The following is a 17,467-nucleotide window of genomic DNA, read 5'->3' as shown; positions in this document are numbered from 1 at the left end:
GACGGCGCAATTACACACAACTTACTTATATGTACGACAAAACCAAACATAAATTTCACAATACTGTTGGACATGTGCAGTTTTGTCATACATTTTTCAAATATAATATTTCTTTTACAAATCATCAAAAGGACTTCGAATTTGTTGTATGCTTTTTGTGCTTACATGAGTGTAAATTTCTGTGGTCCGACTGCTGTTATGCCCAAGGAGTTCTTGGATGTAGCGCAAATCTGTGCCGCATTCTAATAAATGGGTAGCATAGCTGTGGCGTAACCAATGCAGGGTAGCAGGTTTGTTTATATTACATTTTCGTAGCGTTTGCTTGAAAACACATTGTAAGCTGCCTTCGGAATATTTTGTTCCAGTTTCGTTTCCTTCAAACAGCCAATATTTCGGTTTATAAATTTTGTAGTAATCTCGCAGCATATCCAATATCTTTTGAGAAACGGGAACAATCCGGTCTTTTTTACCTTTAGACTGGCGAATTGTAATTAAAAACCGTTCCGAGTTAATATCGGTAAGCTTTAAATTCAAGGCTTCACTTCTGCGTAAACCGCAGGCATAAATTAGGGAAAGAATAGTTCTGTGTTTCAGGTTAATGGGAGATTCAATAATTCTTTTAACCTCCTCTTTGCTTAAAACATTAGGCAGTTTACGTTCTCTTTTTGGACGATGAATCAGTTCAGGATCAATACGTTTATCATCAACAATTCTGAAAAACAGTTTGATAGCATTAACAATTTGATTCTGAAACGAAGCGGATAGCTTATTTTTCAGAATGTACTCATTATTATAATGAATGACATCTTCATTACTTATGGACGCTATAGGTCTGTCGTTATAAAAAATCAGAAACGATTTAAGTGCGTCCAGATAAGTATTGACAGTGTTTTCACTGTATCGTTTTGAACGCAGATGTTTTTTGAAATGCATCATCGCTTCCATCCCTTCTTCAGACGGTAAGAGAGAGGCCTTTGTAGGCAGTTTAAAACGAATCCTGTTAGCATCGGTATCCGGAACGTGCCAAAGTTGGAGCGTCTGACTCCATGTTGAGCCTTCAAATCGTTTCATACGATCAATCAGTTCGGCTTTTTTTTCAAATATGACAGCTATTCTGCTAACACCGTCTTTCAGTATAATTTTGGCTTCCCATTTCATAATTTGGCATATAAAAAATCTAGGAAAATTACTAAAAAGTATCGATTTTGCAAACCTAGGCAGAAAAGTTTTTTGTTTTTTATTTAGGTATTGAAATTGTTTTTACGGACGATTTGCAGCAACCGAATCGACTTTTGCAAAATATGTCTTATTTTAGCCATTAAATTCTGAAGATTATGATTTCTAAAGAGCAATTTCAAAAAGAACTTGATATAATAATTTCCAATGCAATAAGGGAAGATGTAGGTGATGGCGATCACAGTTCATTAGCTTGTATTCCAGCATCGGCCACTGGGAAAGCTAAACTTTTAGTCAAAGATAACGGAATCATTGCAGGAGTTGATTTTGCGGTTCAAGTGTTCAGATATGTTGATCCGAATCTGGAAATTGAAGTATTCATGCAAGATGGATCCGAAGTGAAATACGGCGATGTGGTGTTACATGTGTCCGGTAGTTCACAGTCGATTCTCAAAGCGGAGCGATTGGTCTTGAATGCGATGCAACGAATGAGTGCCATTGCAACGAAAACCAAAGTTTTTGTGGATTTATTAGGAGGGACAAAAACCAAAATTCTGGATACTCGCAAAACTACACCGGGAATCCGTGCACTGGAAAAATGGGCTGTGAAAATTGCCGGAGGAGAAAACCACCGTTTTGCACTATACGATATGATTATGCTTAAAGATAACCATAATGATTTTGCCGGTGGAATTTCCAAAGCCATTGCCAAAACCAATGCTTATCTGAAAGAAAACACACTTGATTTAAAAATAATTGTTGAGGCACGCAATTTGCGGGAAGTAGAAGAAATCCTTAAAAATGACGGAGTGTACAGAATTTTATTGGATAATTTCAATTATGAAGATACACGTAAAGCAGTTGAAATGATAAATGGCAGATGTTTAACAGAATCTTCCGGAGGTATCAATGAGAAAACCGTTCGTCATTATGCAGAGTGTGGTGTCGATTTTGTTTCGTCTGGGGCATTAACGCATTCTATTTATAATATGGATTTGAGTTTGAAAGCGTTTTAAATTGCGAACTGATTGCTGTAAACTGTAAACTGAACGAATGTCCAAAGAAATAGAAGATCAGATAGAGAAAATTCCCGTATTAAACAAACTTATGGCTTTTTGCAAAACTGTAAAAGTTCCGGGTTTGGAAGGTGTTTCACTTTATGAAATATTGGAACTTTACGGAATTGGAATTGCTAAAGGTGCTTTTTCGTATCGTGCCGGAGCCACTGCTTTTAGTTTCTTTATGGCGTTGTTTCCGTTCGCACTTTTCATTCTGAACCTTATTCCGTATATACCGATTGAAGGCTTTCAGGACGACTTTTTGGAATTCGTATCAGACAGTGTGCCGCCTAATACTTACGGAGCTATTGAGACCATTCTTAAGGATATTATGAGCAATTCGTATAAGAGTTTGTTGTCCTTTGGTATCTTGATGTCAATTTTTTTAATGTCAAATGGTTTGAACGCGGTTTTGGGAGGTTTTGAATCGTCGTACCATGTAACCATTAAGCGAGGTTATTTCAGGCAATATGCGGTAGCTATTGGTTTGTCGTTAATTTTTTCTTTTTTATTGATTATAACGATTTCGTCGATAGTGATATCTGAGGTTTTTATTCAGAAATTATCAAATCGTTTTCAGTTAGACGATGTAATTATTATCGAATTAGCCCGATATCTTTTCATTTTAATGATGCTTTTTGTATCCACCTCATTCTTATTTAAATACGGAACCAGAGAAACCAAGAAAATTCCTTTTTTTAATGCCGGAGCCATGCTTACAACGGTTTTGGTTATCGTAACTTCTTATGTTTTTGGAATTTACGTAACAAAATTTGCACGATATAATGAGCTGTACGGGTCGATTGGTACACTTCTTGTGTTAATGTTTTACATATGGATTAACTGTATGATTCTGCTGTTAGGTTTCGAGTTAAATGCGATAATCAATAAGCACAAAAGAAACCACGAAAAGAAAGTAATTCAATAAAATAAATCATGGTTTTTGACGATCAAAAAAGTAAATAATAAAAATCCGGAAGAAAAAATTTATATATTTAACAAAATAAAAACTACTACTATGAAAAAACAGTTCTTAACATTATTATTTGTTGCATTTGCAGGATTATTTTCGATGACTGCACAAACAGAAGTTGGCGGTGTAAAATTAGCTCAGAAAGTAACACTGGAAGGACAGAATTTGGTGCTTAACGGAGCCGGAATTCGTGAAAAAATGTGGATTGATTTGTATGTTGGAGCTTTATATCTACCGAAGAAGAGTTCGAATGGAGCTGAAATTATGGCGAGTAATGATGCGGGAGCAATTAAACTGACTATTATCTCCGGAATGATTACCAGTGAGAAAATGATTAATGCTGTAAACGAAGGTTTTGAAAATTCTACTAACGGAAATACTGCACCTATCAAAGCTAAAGTTGCACAATTCAAATCGTTCTTTAAAGAGGAAATCAAAAAAGGAGATGTTTTTGACATTGTGAATGTTCCCGGAAAAGGTGTAGTAGTCTCTAAAAACGGAAAAGAAAAAGGAGTGATTGACGGAGCCGATTTCAAAAAAGCGTTATTCGGAATCTGGTTATCAGGAAAACCGGCAGATAAAGGCCTTAAAACAGCAATGTTAGGGAAATAATTCTTTATAAATGATATTGTAAAAACTGCTCAATTTGGGCAGTTTTTTTATTTAAAAACAGCCACGAATTCACGAATTGAAAATCATTTAATTCATGAATTCGTGGTTAAAGCAATCATCATTTGTGTCAAAATGAAATCAGTCACTTATATTTGTAATTCAAAAGAAATCCATGTCCTATTTTACAGAAGTCGTTTTACCCTTAGCCTTAGCAAAAACCTTCACCTATCAGGTGTCGGAAGCAGAATATGAGTATCTGAAAAAAGGGATGCGTGTAGCGGTTCCGTTTGGGAAGAGTAAAATTTATACGGCTTTGGTAATCGATTTGCATCAGAATCCGCCAGCGCTTTATCAGGCAAAAGAAATCCATCAGATTTTAGATGAAAGTCCGGTAGTTAATGAAATCCAGATTGAACACTGGAAATGGATTGCTTCTTACTACATGTGCTCTATCGGCGAGGTTTTTAAGAGTGCCTTACCAACAGGATTTCTTCTGGAAAGTGAAACGATAATATCGGCGCCAAAAGAATTTGTTATAGATGCAAAGGAACTTTCAGACAGTGAATTTCTTATTTATGAAGCATTACAGCAACAATCATCTTTAAAAGTTGAAGACATCATAGCCGTTTTAGGTAAAAAGAATGTGTTCCCGATTCTGAATGCAATGTTGGCCAAAAACGCTTTGGTTTTGCAGGAAGAAGTGACCGAGAAATACAAACCCAAATTAACCCGTTACATCCGTTTGCAAGAACAGTTTTTGCAGCAAGAACAATTGATGGAGCTGATGGAAATTTTGTCGCGTGCACAAAAACAGCGGGAATTGGTGATGCATTATTTTCAGTTGCAGGCAAAGGAGAAAAAACCAATATCCGTAAAGAAATTATTGGAAGAAGCGGGAAGCACGTCTGCGGTTGTAAAATCGTTAGTTGATAAAGAAATTTTCGAAGAATATTATCTTGCTGAAGACCGTGTTTCTTTTGAAAAAGAGGATGAAGTCGGTTTCAATTTAAGCCTTCCACAGCAAAAAGCCTTTGATGAAATTAGAACCTCATTTGATGATCATGCAGTAACGTTATTGCACGGTGTGACTGCATCCGGAAAGACCGAGATTTACATAAAACTGATAGAAGAATACATTGAGAGCGGAAAACAGGTTTTGTACCTGCTTCCGGAAATCGCATTAACTACACAATTAGTTACCCGACTGACTGCATATTTTGGTAATCAGGTGGCGGTTTTTCATTCCAAATATTCTAATAATGAAAGAGTTGAGGTTTGGAATCAGGTGTTGCAAAATTCCGAGAAAGCCAAGATTGTTATCGGAGCGCGTTCGGCTTTATTTTTGCCTTTTAACGATTTAGGTTTGATTGTGATTGATGAAGAGCACGAGCAAACCTTCAAACAATTTGATCCGGCGCCGCGTTATCATGCCCGTGATGCCGCGATTGTTTTAGCTTCGAGTCATAAGGCTAACGTTTTATTGGGTTCAGCAACGCCAAGTTTAGAAACCTATTTTAATGTTAAGGCAGGTAAATACGGATTAGTAGAGCTTTTCGAGCGCTTCGGAAATGTCGTTTTGCCGGATATTTATTTAGTCGATTTAAAAGACAAATACAAACGCAAGCGAATGAACGGTCATTTTTCAGATGATTTACTGGAAGCGATGACCGAATCCCTTTCAAATGGCGAACAGGTTATTTTGTTTCAGAACCGTCGTGGCTATTCACCGTTCTTGGAGTGTATGACTTGTGGTCACGTGCCCCAATGTCCGAGTTGCGATGTGAGTTTAACGTATTATAAGTTTAAAAACCAGTTGCGTTGTCATTATTGTGGTCATTCCATTGCAAATCCAACCCATTGTCATGCTTGTCAATCGGTAGATTTATCTACGAAAGGTTTTGGTACCGAACAGATTGAATTAGAGTTGAAAAGTCTTTTTCCAGAGAAAACTATAGGTCGTATGGATCAGGATACTACGAGGGGAAAATATGGTTATGAGAAAATAATCGATGCTTTTAAGAATCAGGAAATTGACATTCTTGTTGGAACTCAAATGCTTGCTAAAGGATTGCATTTTGATAATGTGACTTTAGTTGGGGTTATGAATGCAGATAACATGCTTAATCAACCCGATTTCCGTTCCCATGAGCGTGCCTATCAGATGATGATGCAGGTTGCAGGTAGGGCAGGAAGAAGTGAAAAACGCGGAAAAGTGATAATACAGACCTATAATCCGTATCATAATATCATTCAGCAAGTGGTTAGTAATGATTATATTGGGATGTTTAAAGAGCAGGTTTATGATCGTCATAATTTCAAATATCCGCCGTATTATCGTTTAATAAAATTAACGTTGAAACATCGTGATTTTGACAAGCTGAAGGAAGGTTCACTTTGGATTTACAACGTTTTGGTGCAACAACTTCAGTTGCCGGTTTTAGGACCGGAAGAGCCAGCTATCAGTCGTATTCGTAATGAGTACATTCGAACTATACTGATTAAAATTCCCACGCAGCAACATTTGGGGAATACAAAAAAAACTATTCAGAGGGTACTGAATAGTTTTGAGGCAATTGCTCCATACAGAGCTATTAAAATTTCCGTAAACGTCGATAACTACTAAGCGTTTTCGATTGCTTTTACCAGATCTTCTTTTTTGTTTCGGCTTAAGGGGATTTTGTGTGGGCCGATTTCAGCAAACTTGCTGTTGAATTTTTCGATTTTATCAATGTTTACTATGAACGATTTGTGAACACGGATGAATTTGTCCTTCGGTAGTTCATTTTCGAACGATTTCATTGTTGATAAAACCAGATGGTTGTCTTCTTCGGTAATCACTTTTACATAATCGCCGTACGCTTCAATCCATTTGATTCTTGCAATGTAAATTTTAAGTTTTTTAAGGTTACTTTTAATAAAGATGTGAGGACTTTCTTCTTCACCTCCACTTTCTTTACTGAGCGAAATCATGCTCATTGCTTTTTTAACCGCCTGATTAAAGCGCTCGCGTGTAATGGGTTTGTGAAGGTAATCCGTTGCCGCGTAATCAAAAGCCTTCACGGCATATTCAGCCTTCGAAGTGATAAAGATTACCTGCGGTTTCATTTTTAAGCCGTCCAAAAGGTCGAAACCATTTATAACGGGCATTTCGATATCCAAAAAAACTAAGTCAACGTTTTTATTGGTTATACAGTTCTTAGCTTCCACAGCATTAGAAAACTCGCCTACAAGCTCCAGATTTGGGTTGTCATTTACCAATTTGGTAATTGTTAATCTTTGGATGCTACTATCATCTACAACAATGCAATTTATTTTCATAAGCCTTTGGTGAGAGTTAATATTAAAATAAAAATAGCTAAATACTTTTAATATCCAAAGCAATTATGTAAAAAAGTTGCATTTCGTCTAAAATACCCGATTTGCTATTGTGGGTTAAATATAAATCACTATTTTTGCACCCAATTTTATAACAAATAAATTTTTTATTATGAATCATTATGAAACTGTTTTCATCTTGAATCCCGTTTTATCTGAGCAGCAGGTAAAGGAAACAGTAAGCAAATTTGAAGATTTTCTTACTTCTAGAGGAGCAAAGATGGTATCCAAAGAGGATTGGGGCTTGAAAAAAATGGCTTACGAAATCCAACACAAGAAATCTGGTTTTTACCATTTGTTTCAATTCGAAGTAGCTGGAGATATCCTAATTGCTTTCGAAACTGAGTTCCGTCGTGACGAAAGAGTTATGCGTTTCTTAACTGTAAGTTTAGACAAACATGCAGTAGCTTGGGCTGAAAGAAGAAGAGAAAAATTAAAATCTAAAAAAGCTTAATTATCATGTCAAGTATTGAGCAATCTGCAAAAGGAAAAAAAGACGGAGATATCAGATATCTAACGCCTTTAAATATCGAAACTAACAAAACTAAAAAGTATTGTCGTTTCAAAAAATCAGGTATCAAATATATCGATTATAAAGATGCTGATTTCTTATTGAAATTCGTTAATGAGCAAGGAAAAATTCTTCCTCGTCGTTTAACAGGAACTTCATTAAAGTACCAAAGAAAAGTGTCTGTAGCTGTGAAAAGAGCTCGTCACTTAGCTTTAATGCCTTACGTGGCTGATTTATTAAAATAATTAAAAATAACAGTTGTTGGTTTCCGGTCAAATGGAACCTAACTTCTAAAATATAAGGACAACAACATGGAACTTATTTTAAAACAAGACGTTCAGAATTTAGGATTTAAAGACGATGTAGTATCTGTAAAACCAGGTTACGGTCGTAATTTCTTAATCCCTCAAGGGTTTGCTATTTTAGCTACTCCTTCTGCTAAAAAAGTTTTAGCTGAAAACTTGAAACAAAAAGCGCACAAAGAAGCTAAAATGGTTGCTGATGCAAAAGCAATCGGTGAGGCTTTAAAAGCTTTGGATATCAAAATTACAGCTAAAGCAGGTGGTGAGAAATTATTCGGATCTGTTACAAATGCAGACATCGCTGAAATTTTAGAGAAAAACGGTCAGTCAATCGACAAAAAATTCATCACTTCTGGTATCGTTAAACGTACTGGTAAATATACTGCTTCAGTTCGTTTACACCGTGATGTAATCGTTGAATTAGCATACGAAATTATTGCTGAGCAAGCTTAATTCGTAACTACTATATAAAAGAATCCCGATGAAAATCGGGATTTTTTTTTAAAATTAATGTAGCTTTAGGGCTTATTGCTTACAATCGAAAAAATGAAATATACACGATTAACAAAAGAACAACTCGAAGAACTACATTCGGAATTTATTAATTTTTTGGCTTCACAATCGATCGATAAAGACGAATGGGACACCATAAAAAAGAATACTCCCGAAGTAGCAGAACAGGAAATTGATATTTTTTCTGATTTGATCTGGGAGGGTGTTCTGGGGAATGCTAAATATCTTGAGCATTATTCCAAAAATTATATTTTTCTTTTCCATTGTACGGAAGTACATATGATGACGATTATTATTCATTCGTTAGTTCCGGATGTTGATTTGCTTCAGAAAGAAGGACTTCAATGGCTTAGCGATAATTTGTTTACAGATAATGTTGAGGTACAGCGCGGTCAAAAAGTTTTTGCTGATGACCGTAATGCGGAAATCTTCAATTTGGTGAAGCAAGGCGCTATTTTTACCGATGGAGATCTTTATCAGCAAATGGAAAGCATTTTGGAGAAATAGGTCTAAAATATTATTTTAGATTACAGAAATTGGTTAAATTAGTTGCAGAAACTAATATTTAGCCAATTTTCTTTTTTTATGGATGTTTTGCAGCAGATACAAGCCCTTAGAGACGAACTGAATCAGCATAATTACAATTATTATGTGTTGGATAACCCAACGATTTCCGATTATGAATTCGATATAAAACTCAAAGAGCTACAGGAACTTGAAGCCAAGCATCCGGAATATTTCGATGAAAATTCTCCAACGTTAAGAGTTGGTGGTGCTATTACTAAAAACTTTGAAACTGTTCAGCATGAGTATCGTATGTATTCACTGGATAATTCGTACTCCAAAGAAGATTTGCTGGATTGGGAAGCCCGTGCGCAGCGGATATTAGGTGATGTTCCTTTGGAATATACCTGTGAGTTGAAATATGACGGTGCTTCGATAAGTATTTCCTATGAAAACGGAAAACTGAAGAGAGCTGTAACCCGCGGAGATGGTTTTCAGGGTGATGATGTAACTAATAACATAAAAACCATAAAAGCTGTTCCGATTCAGCTTAAAGGGGATTTTCCTCAGAAGTTTGATATTCGTGGTGAAATTATTCTGCCTTTTGCCGGTTTTGACAAAATGAACCAGGAGCTTATTGAAATTGGTGAAACACCTTATGCTAATCCAAGAAATACGGCTTCAGGAAGCTTGAAACTGCAGGATAGCACTGAAGTGGCTAAACGTCCTTTGGACTGTTTACTGTATTCTATTATCGGAATAAATTTGCCCTTTCAATCACAATTTGAAGGGTTGGAAAAAGCACGTCAATGGGGTTTTAAAGTACCGAAACAATCGCATTTGGCTAAAAATATGGAGGAAGTGCTGGAGTTTATTAATCATTGGGACAAACACCGTCATGAAATGCCTTATGAAACGGATGGTGTAGTTGTAAAAATTAATAATCTACATCAGCAGGACGAGTTGGGCTATACGGCAAAATCACCCCGTTGGGCCATTGCTTATAAGTTTAAAGCGGAACAGGTGTCTACGAAATTAAATTCGATTTCCTACCAAGTGGGAAGAACCGGAGCCATTACTCCAGTGGCTAATTTAGAACCGGTGCAATTAGCAGGAACTGTTGTAAAACGAGCCTCTTTGCACAATGCCGACCAAATTGAAAAGCTGGACATTAGAATTGGTGACGAAGTTTTTGTGGAAAAAGGTGGTGAAATCATTCCTAAGATTATTGGAGTAGATTTTGAAAAACGTACGCAAAATTCGGAAGTAACAAAATATATTACACATTGTCCTGAATGTCAGTCGGAATTGGTTCGTAAGGAAGGAGAGGCACAACATTATTGTCCAAATTATTATGGATGTCCACCTCAGATTATAGGGAGAGTTCAGCATTATATCACACGGAAAGCAATGGATATTGAAGGACTTGGCGGCGAAACCGTTGCTTTGTTGTTTCATAATGGTTTGCTTACTAATTATGCTGATTTGTATGAATTGAAAAAAGAGCAAATTGTTCCTTTGGAGCGTATGGCTGAGAAATCTGCTGAAAATCTGATAAACGGTATTGAAAAATCGAAACAGATTGCGTTCGAAAGAGTTTTATATGCTTTGGGAATTCGATATGTGGGCGAAACTGTAGCTAAAAAGCTTGCCAAACACTATAAATCGATTGATAATATAGCCGCCGCCTCTTTATCGGAATTAATTTTAGTCGATGAAATAGGTGAAAAAATCGCCCAAAGTGTCATTGAATTTTTTGATAATCAGGAAAATAAAGCTATTATTGAACGATTAAAACGATATGGAGTTCAACTTGAAAGTGCTGCTTCAAATGATACAGCCGTTTCGGATAAACTTGCCGGTAAAACTTTTGTAGTTTCGGGTGTTTTTTCCAAGTTTTCAAGAGATGATTTGAAAAAAGCCATAGAAGACAACGGCGGTAAGATTGGAAGTTCTATTTCTGCTAAAACCCATTATGTGGTGGCAGGCGATAGTATGGGGCCGGCAAAATTAGAAAAAGCAAATCAGTTGAATGTTCCGATTATAAGTGAAGATGATTTTATAAGAATGGTGAATGAGTAAATTATATCCTGCATTGGTGTTGTATTCCTTTGCATCTTTTTTATTTATAATTTCTGTGGTTTTTGATTTGGAAACGCTCTCCATGTTATTTAAACCGATGATTGCACCTGCAATTTATTTTTATTACTGGCAGAAATCCAATGGTAAAGTAAGTGTTATTTTTTCACTGATATTGTTTCTTTTTTATTGTGGTGATATGATGATTCTGATTCAGTATGAGAACCTTTTTGTGCCTTTAATGTTAATGAATTTGGTTGCTTACTTGTTGTTATTTAAGTTTTTAGTGGAAGATTTAATGCTTTTAAGAGAAAATAGAATTCATTCCTCAAACATTTTTTCCATAATCATCTTTACATTGTTTTTGCTGAGCTTACTTTACATGGGGTTGAAACTGATATTTGATGCTTCTTCCGAAAATTACGGGCTTATAACTTTTTATGGAATTACCTTGTTTTTGTTAGGGTTGCAGACTACCTTTCTTTATATAATGAATAATAGTAGTTCTAATGTTTTCTTAGCAATTACTACTTTGTGCTTTATTATGTCTGATTTATTTTATGTACTTTACAATTATTATTTAAATCTGGATATTTTTATCTTTATCAATGTGTCCTGTCAGGTAATATCATTTTACTTTTTAGTGAATTACATTTTAAACAGAGGTACTATTTCGAAGCTAAATATTAATAAATAAATGTCCGGAAAACCAGCTCTAATACTTTATTTTACTGTGATCGTGTTATTTATGATCTCAATCGTCTTTAAAATAGATGAGCTTTCCCTTTTAACAAAGCCAGTAATTATTCCGTCGATTTTTTTCTATTACACTCAAAAAAATGAAGGGAAAATGAATTGGTATTATCTTTTGATAGTACTCATTTTTTTTATCGGTGACATGATTGTATTAGTGGATTTGGAAAACTCTTTCAGGGTGATTGTGCCCATGTTTATAGTATCGTATGGTCTTTTCCTGAAAGCTCTTATAGAAGATTCCATGAAAATCAGGTTAAGTGAAATTAAGAGTCCGCATCTTTTTGCACTGTTATTATGCCTTTTTTTATTACTTTATCTGTTTATCAGTTCTCTGGATTTATTAATGGAGATTCAGGAAGGAACTGTATGGTTGTTAATTATTTACGGAACAGTCTTGTTGCTTGTTGGTCTGGTTTCGTCCTTAAACTATATTATTAATCCGACCCGTTTGAGTTTTTTAATGATTTTGACTAGTCTGTGTTTTGTAATTTCCGATGTTTTTTTCGTGTTGAAAAAGTACTTTTTGGAAGCTGAAATGCTGGACTATATCAGTAATCTGGCACAGGCGTTGTCCTATTTCTTTTTAACCCGTTATTTTTTGTTGAAATCTGTATCGAAAAACATATTAAATGATGATGCTGCGTCCTGAATTGTTTACGTTGTTTTTGTTTTTGTCAAAATAGAAATCAATTCTGCCTAAGTTGATTCCATAACAACCTACCTGATTGATTACCACTTCTTTTCCGTCTACATTTTTTTCAACAGCCGGTTTGTCAAGAAAAGTGTGAGTATGACCGCCGATGATTAAATCAATATCTTTCGTTTTTTGTGCTAAAGTGATATCACAGATTTTTTCAGAATCGTTTTGGTATTTAAAGCCTAAATGAGAAAGGCAGATTACCAGATCGCATTTTTTCTCCTGTTTTAAGATTCTCGACATATCTGAAGCTACTTCAACAGGATTGTTGTAAACGGTTTCCTTATATAATTTTTTATCCACAAGTCCTTGTAATTCAATGCCAAGTCCGAAAATTCCAATTTTGATTCCGTCTTTGTTGATTATTTTGTATGGTTTTACCAAACCGTCCAGAATGGTGTTTTTGAAGCCATAATTAGCAGAAACAAAATCGAATTTGGCATGCGGTAATTGTGCATAAAAACCATCAACGCCATTGTCGAAATCATGATTGCCCATGGTAGCCACATCGTATTGCATCATGCTCATCAGTTTGAATTCGAGTTCTCCTCCATAATAGTTAAAATAAGGTGTTCCCTGAAAAATGTCACCGGCATCGAGCAGTATAACGTTTTTTTCTTCATTACGAATCTTCTGAATTAATGCAGCCCTTCTTGAAACCCCTCCGGCATTTGGGTTTTTAGGATGATTTTCCGGGAAAGGATCAATATGGCTGTGTACATCGTTGGTGTGAAGTATTGTTATTTTTTTGACGGTTTCATTATCGGCTGTAAAACTGCTTAACGATAATCCTCCTAAAGCTAAAAAGGTTGAGCTTGCAGCTGTATTCTTTAAAAAATCTCTTCTTTTCATCGTTTTAGTTTTATTCGGCAATAATTCGTTGTTCGGTAATTACGGGGATAGTATCAATTTTTTTGAAATAATCGATAATCACATTTCTCAGTTTGTAATCCATGTCATGAGTTTTTGCAGCTTTTTTGAAAAAATCCATTTTATCTCCGCCGTTTGACAGGTAATCGGAAGTCGCTACATAATAAATTGTGTTGTTATCCAAAGGTTTGCCATTAATCAATATTGATTTTACAGTCATGGCGTCTTTGTTGAAAATCAATTTCATGCCCCAAAGCGGATGGGGTTTATGTTCTTTTAAAATGTATTCTGCCATCTCTCTAATTTGTGTCCCTTTAAGTTCTACTATAATTAAGCTGTTTTCAAAAGGCATAATTTCGAAAGCTGTTCTGGTGGTAACATTTCCTTTGGGAAGAACGGCTCTTATGCCACCGTGGTTAAGGAGGCAGATATCGATGTTTTTTCCGGTTCTTTTGTTGAAAACCGGGTTGCCTATTTCGACAGTTAAATCAGCCATTAGGTTACCGATTGTCGTTTGCCATTCTCCTTTACTTTTATCCAGTGTTTCAGGAGAATAAGCTAAAATATTGTCGAGATCACTGTTGATATGATCTCGGTATGGCGTTACAAAACTGTTTATTGAATTTACTTCGCCATATTCTTTAGAAACGGGAATCTGTTTTCCTTCAATTTTATAGTTGTGGTAAGGTTTTGATGCACAGGAATACAACAAAAAAAGTAAAACCGGAGCAATAATTTGTATAGAAAAACGGTTATTGTTTCTTAAATTTACCATTTTGATAACAGCTATTTATTAAATTTGTACCAAGAGTAAAAGTACTATGTTTTTAAAACTTATTAAGGATTTTTCAATAAAAAAGATCGTTAAAAGATCCTTGACCACCTATAAGCTGGAAATGTCTGAGGAGAAGATTCAGTCCATCGGTCTTCTTGTAGATGAAACCTACTTTTCAAAAGAAAAGGAGTTGATTTCTCAGATTGTAAACAGCGGAATCCCGGAAAGTAAAATCGAAATACTCATTTATAAAGATAAAATTAAAAAGAAGGAAACCTTTGAAAATGCTTCTTTCAGCAGAATGGACGTGACAATTAGCGGAGATTTCAGCAAAAGTGAAGTAGGCGATTTTATTTCGAAACCTTTCGATATGCTGATCAGTTATTACGACATCGAAAAACCGGTTTTAACACTCGTTACGCTAAAATCAAGGGCTAAATTTAAAGTGGGATTTTCCACAATCGATAAAAGATTAAATAATTTTATGATTGGTACGATAGCTGAAAATCATAAAGAATTTGTAGCGGAATTATTCAAATATTTAAAAATTTTAAACAAAATATAATTATGCAATCATTCATTGGAACAGGGGTAGCGTTGGTAACACCATTTAAAAAAGATTTTTCAGTAGATGTTGAGGCGCTGAAAAAGATTGTAAATTACGTTATCGATGGAGGTGTGGAATATTTAGTGGTTTTAGGCACTACGGCAGAATCCGCTACACTTACTGCAGATGAAAAAGAATTGGTTATCACAACCATAAAAGAAGCAAACAATGGACGATTGCCATTGGTTTTGGGTGTAGGCGGAAATAATACCATGAAAGTGGTTGAGGAATTGAAAACCAGAGATTTTTCAGGTTTCTCGGCAATTTTATCGGTTTCGCCGTACTATAATAAACCGACTCAGGAAGGAATTTACCAGCATTTTAAAATGGTTGCTGAAAATTCGCCGCTTCCGGTAATTTTATATAACGTACCGGGAAGAACGGCAAGTAATATGCTGCCCTCAACGGTTCTGCGTTTAGCGAATGATTTTAAAAACGTAATCGGAATTAAAGAAGCTGCCGGAGACATTGTTCAGGCTATGAAAATTATTGAAAACAAACCGAATGATTTCCTGGTGATTTCCGGAGATGACATGGTTACGTTACCAATGGTTTTAGCTGGTGGGGCAGGAGTGATCTCGGTAATTGGAGAAGGATTTCCTAAAGAATTCTCTGAAATGGTGCGTTTAGGACTTCAACGTAAAGTAGATGAGGCTTATAAATTGCATTATTTGTTGGCAGACAGTATCGATATGATTTTTGAGCAAGGGAATCCGGGAGGAATCAAGGAAGTATTTAAATCATTAGGATTGTCTGAAAATACGGTTCGATTACCTTTGGTAAACGTTAACGAAGATTTAGCAAAACGATTGGATGCTTTTGTAAAGAAAGTCGTAAATTAGCAAATCACTAAAAAAAGAAAGTTATGTTGTCGAAAAGTATAGAATCAGCGCTTAACAATCAAATAAAAGTTGAAGCGGATTCTTCTCAAATTTATTTAGCTATGGCTTCATGGGCTGAAGTTCAGGGCTTTGAAGGAATTGCGGCATTTATGTATAAACAATCGGAAGAAGAACGTATGCACATGCTTAAGCTGGTAAAATACGTGAATCAACGTGGAGGAGATGCTAAAATTCCTAATGTTATTGAACCCGTTTTGGACTGTTCTTCTTTTAAGGCATTATTTACACAGTTGTATGAACACGAAGTTATGGTTTCGGCCAGTATTAATGAGTTGGTTCATGTTTCTTTAAGTGAAAAAGACTATGCTACCCATAATTTTTTACAATGGTATGTTTCGGAACAGATTGAAGAAGAATCTACCGCCAAAACAATTTTGGATAAAATTCAATTGATTGGCGATGACAAAGGCGGTTTGTATTTGTTTGATAATGATATGAAAAGCTTTTCGGGTAATCAACCTTCTAAGTAATTACAGGATATAGATAAGAGAAGATGCCTTGACAAGAGACATCTTCTCTTCTGTTAAAAAAAGATTTTGAATTCTCTAATTAATAATTAATTTTGCAGTTGCTTTTGTGAGATGTTATAAAACTGCAAAAGCATAAATAATCTAAACTATAAAATGAGTAAGTTTTTATATATTTTTCTTTTTTCTGTACTTTTAGTTTCCTGTAGTCCTTATCAAAAGGCATTGAAATCAGAGGATTTGGCTTTTAAGTATGAAATTGCTGCAAAAAAATATGACGAAGGAAAATATACAAAAGCCATTCGGTTATTTGAACAGATAGCGGCTCCTAACAGAGGTAAACCGCAAGCGGAGAAGTTGTTTTATATGTTTTCACAATCATATTATAAGACAGAACAGTATAATTTGGCAGCCTATCAGTTTGAATCGTTTGCTGCAACCTATCCTAAAAGCGAAAACAGAGAAGAGGCAGCTTTTTTAAGTGCTAAAAGTTATTCTATGCTGTCGCCTAATTATTCGTTGGATCAAATCGATACAGATAAAGCGATTGAAAAGCTTCAGGACTACATTAATACGTACCCCAATTCGTCAAATTTTGATGAGGCAAACAAACTAATTGCAGAACTGAGAGACAAGCTGGAATTAAAAGCATTTGAAATTGCTAAAGCATACGGTATTATTGAAAATCCGATAAACGATTACAAAGCAGGAATTACGGCATTGGATAATTTTATTTCGGATTACCCGGGTTCAAAATATAAAGAAGACGCTTTGTATTATAAATTGGACTTCTCCTATAATTACGCAATCAAGAGTATTCCGTCAAAAATGGAAGAGCGTCTGGCAATTGCAAAAACTACGTATTCGAGTTTAATTCGATTTAAAGAGGATACCAAGTATAAAAAAGAGGCAGACAAAATGTTGGCCAGTATTGATAAAGAATTACAAAAATTTTCTAAATAAGAAGGAATGGATTTAAAGAAAACAACAGCTCCGGTAAACACTACTACTTACAACAGAAGTAAAATTGAAGAGCCAACAGGTAATATCTACGAAGCGATTACCATTATGGCTAGAAGAGCTAATCAGATTAACTCTGAAATTAAAAAAGAGTTAATTGATAAATTAGATGAATTTGCAACTTACAATGACAGCTTAGAGGAAATTTTTGAAAACAAAGAGCAGATTGAAGTTTCTAAATTCTACGAAAAATTGCCAAAACCACATGCTTTAGCTGTACAGGAGTGGATGGAAGGTAAAATCTATTACAGAGATTCAAATAAATAAAAC

Annotated in this window: 20 protein-coding genes; 16 read left to right on the top strand and 4 right to left on the bottom strand. The window is 35.3% G+C overall.

What is annotated here, in order from left to right; genetic code table 11:
* Positions 1–114: 114 nt before the first annotated feature.
* On the bottom strand, positions 115–1,158 hold the full coding sequence (locus ABGT15_RS05725) for a tyrosine-type recombinase/integrase (RefSeq protein ID WP_367230456.1): 1,044 nt from the start codon (positions 1,156–1,158) through the stop codon (positions 115–117).
* 176 nt (positions 1,159–1,334) lie between these two features.
* Between ABGT15_RS05725 and nadC the strand changes: the two genes are divergently transcribed.
* From nadC to priA, 4 genes are all read left to right on the top strand, one after another.
* Complete coding sequence (gene nadC, locus ABGT15_RS05720; protein ID WP_367230455.1) at positions 1,335–2,192, top strand: carboxylating nicotinate-nucleotide diphosphorylase; 858 nt, start codon at positions 1,335–1,337, stop codon at positions 2,190–2,192.
* Positions 2,193–2,229: 37 nt separating this feature from the next.
* Positions 2,230–3,162: a YihY/virulence factor BrkB family protein gene (locus ABGT15_RS05715; protein WP_367230454.1), complete on the top strand. Its 933-nt coding sequence runs from the start codon at positions 2,230–2,232 to the stop codon at positions 3,160–3,162.
* Positions 3,163–3,252: 90 nt separating this feature from the next.
* Positions 3,253–3,819 (top strand): chalcone isomerase family protein, encoded by a 567-nt coding sequence (locus ABGT15_RS05710; RefSeq protein ID WP_367230453.1) that lies wholly within the window; start codon positions 3,253–3,255, stop codon positions 3,817–3,819.
* Between the two features lie 172 nt (positions 3,820–3,991).
* Positions 3,992–6,442, top strand: a complete 2,451-nt coding sequence (gene priA / locus ABGT15_RS05705; RefSeq protein ID WP_367230452.1) for a replication restart helicase PriA — start codon at positions 3,992–3,994, stop codon at positions 6,440–6,442.
* On the opposite strand, the gene ABGT15_RS05700 is transcribed toward priA, so the two are convergent.
* Positions 6,439–7,137, bottom strand: coding sequence for a LytR/AlgR family response regulator transcription factor (locus ABGT15_RS05700; RefSeq protein ID WP_367230451.1), 699 nt, complete (start codon positions 7,135–7,137; stop codon positions 6,439–6,441). The two genes, priA and ABGT15_RS05700, sit on opposite strands and share 4 nt — an antisense overlap.
* A 169-nt stretch (positions 7,138–7,306) precedes the next feature.
* Here ABGT15_RS05700 and rpsF point away from each other — a divergent pair, with 169 nt between their 5' ends.
* From rpsF to ABGT15_RS05665, 7 genes are all read left to right on the top strand, one after another.
* The gene (rpsF, locus tag ABGT15_RS05695; protein WP_367230450.1) at positions 7,307–7,648 is read left to right on the top strand and encodes a 30S ribosomal protein S6; all 342 of its coding nucleotides are present in this window, start codon (positions 7,307–7,309) and stop codon (positions 7,646–7,648) included.
* Positions 7,649–7,653: 5 nt separating this feature from the next.
* Positions 7,654–7,950, top strand: coding sequence for a 30S ribosomal protein S18 (gene rpsR, locus ABGT15_RS05690; protein WP_237790734.1), 297 nt, complete (start codon positions 7,654–7,656; stop codon positions 7,948–7,950).
* Positions 7,951–8,016: 66 nt separating this feature from the next.
* Positions 8,017–8,460, top strand: a complete 444-nt coding sequence (gene rplI, locus ABGT15_RS05685; protein ID WP_367230449.1) for a 50S ribosomal protein L9 — start codon at positions 8,017–8,019, stop codon at positions 8,458–8,460.
* A 93-nt stretch (positions 8,461–8,553) separates the two neighbouring features.
* Positions 8,554–9,027, top strand: a complete 474-nt coding sequence (locus ABGT15_RS05680) for a DUF6495 family protein (RefSeq protein WP_367230448.1) — start codon at positions 8,554–8,556, stop codon at positions 9,025–9,027.
* Between the two features lie 78 nt (positions 9,028–9,105).
* Positions 9,106–11,106: an NAD-dependent DNA ligase LigA gene (gene ligA / locus ABGT15_RS05675; RefSeq protein WP_367230447.1), complete on the top strand. Its 2,001-nt coding sequence runs from the start codon at positions 9,106–9,108 to the stop codon at positions 11,104–11,106.
* Positions 11,099–11,800: a hypothetical protein gene (locus ABGT15_RS05670; RefSeq protein ID WP_367230446.1), complete on the top strand. Its 702-nt coding sequence runs from the start codon at positions 11,099–11,101 to the stop codon at positions 11,798–11,800. Before ligA ends, ABGT15_RS05670 begins: the two co-directional genes overlap by 8 nt.
* Positions 11,801–12,508 (top strand): lysoplasmalogenase family protein, encoded by a 708-nt coding sequence (locus ABGT15_RS05665; protein ID WP_367230445.1) that lies wholly within the window; start codon positions 11,801–11,803, stop codon positions 12,506–12,508. It abuts the gene before it with no gap.
* On the opposite strand, the gene ABGT15_RS05660 is transcribed toward ABGT15_RS05665, so the two are convergent.
* Positions 12,485–13,408, bottom strand: coding sequence for a metallophosphatase (locus ABGT15_RS05660; RefSeq protein ID WP_367230444.1), 924 nt, complete (start codon positions 13,406–13,408; stop codon positions 12,485–12,487). The two genes, ABGT15_RS05665 and ABGT15_RS05660, sit on opposite strands and share 24 nt — an antisense overlap.
* Before the next feature lie 10 nt (positions 13,409–13,418).
* Complete coding sequence (locus ABGT15_RS05655; RefSeq protein WP_367230443.1) at positions 13,419–14,201, bottom strand: 5'-nucleotidase C-terminal domain-containing protein; 783 nt, start codon at positions 14,199–14,201, stop codon at positions 13,419–13,421.
* Positions 14,202–14,247: 46 nt separating this feature from the next.
* Here ABGT15_RS05655 and ABGT15_RS05650 point away from each other — a divergent pair, with 46 nt between their 5' ends.
* The 5 genes from ABGT15_RS05650 (at position 14,248) to ABGT15_RS05630 (ending at position 17,464) form a co-directional block, all read left to right on the top strand.
* A complete protein-coding gene (locus ABGT15_RS05650) occupies positions 14,248–14,766 on the top strand; it encodes a DUF6913 domain-containing protein (protein ID WP_437125354.1) in 519 nt (172 codons plus the stop codon).
* A gap of 2 nt (positions 14,767–14,768) precedes the next feature.
* On the top strand, positions 14,769–15,650 hold the full coding sequence (gene dapA, locus ABGT15_RS05645; RefSeq protein WP_367230441.1) for a 4-hydroxy-tetrahydrodipicolinate synthase: 882 nt from the start codon (positions 14,769–14,771) through the stop codon (positions 15,648–15,650).
* A gap of 23 nt (positions 15,651–15,673) precedes the next feature.
* Positions 15,674–16,180, top strand: coding sequence for a ferritin (locus tag ABGT15_RS05640; protein ID WP_367230440.1), 507 nt, complete (start codon positions 15,674–15,676; stop codon positions 16,178–16,180).
* 153 nt (positions 16,181–16,333) lie between these two features.
* A complete protein-coding gene (locus ABGT15_RS05635; RefSeq protein ID WP_367230439.1) occupies positions 16,334–17,140 on the top strand; it encodes an outer membrane protein assembly factor BamD in 807 nt (268 codons plus the stop codon).
* 6 nt (positions 17,141–17,146) lie between these two features.
* Positions 17,147–17,464 (top strand): DNA-directed RNA polymerase subunit omega, encoded by a 318-nt coding sequence (locus ABGT15_RS05630; RefSeq protein ID WP_367230438.1) that lies wholly within the window; start codon positions 17,147–17,149, stop codon positions 17,462–17,464.
* The last annotated feature ends 3 nt before the right edge of the window (positions 17,465–17,467 follow it).

The sequence above is a fragment of the Flavobacterium enshiense genome, assembly GCF_040750275.1.
GTDB classification, from domain to species: domain Bacteria; phylum Bacteroidota; class Bacteroidia; order Flavobacteriales; family Flavobacteriaceae; genus Flavobacterium; species Flavobacterium enshiense_B.
This window is presented reverse-complemented; position numbering and strand designations above follow the sequence as displayed.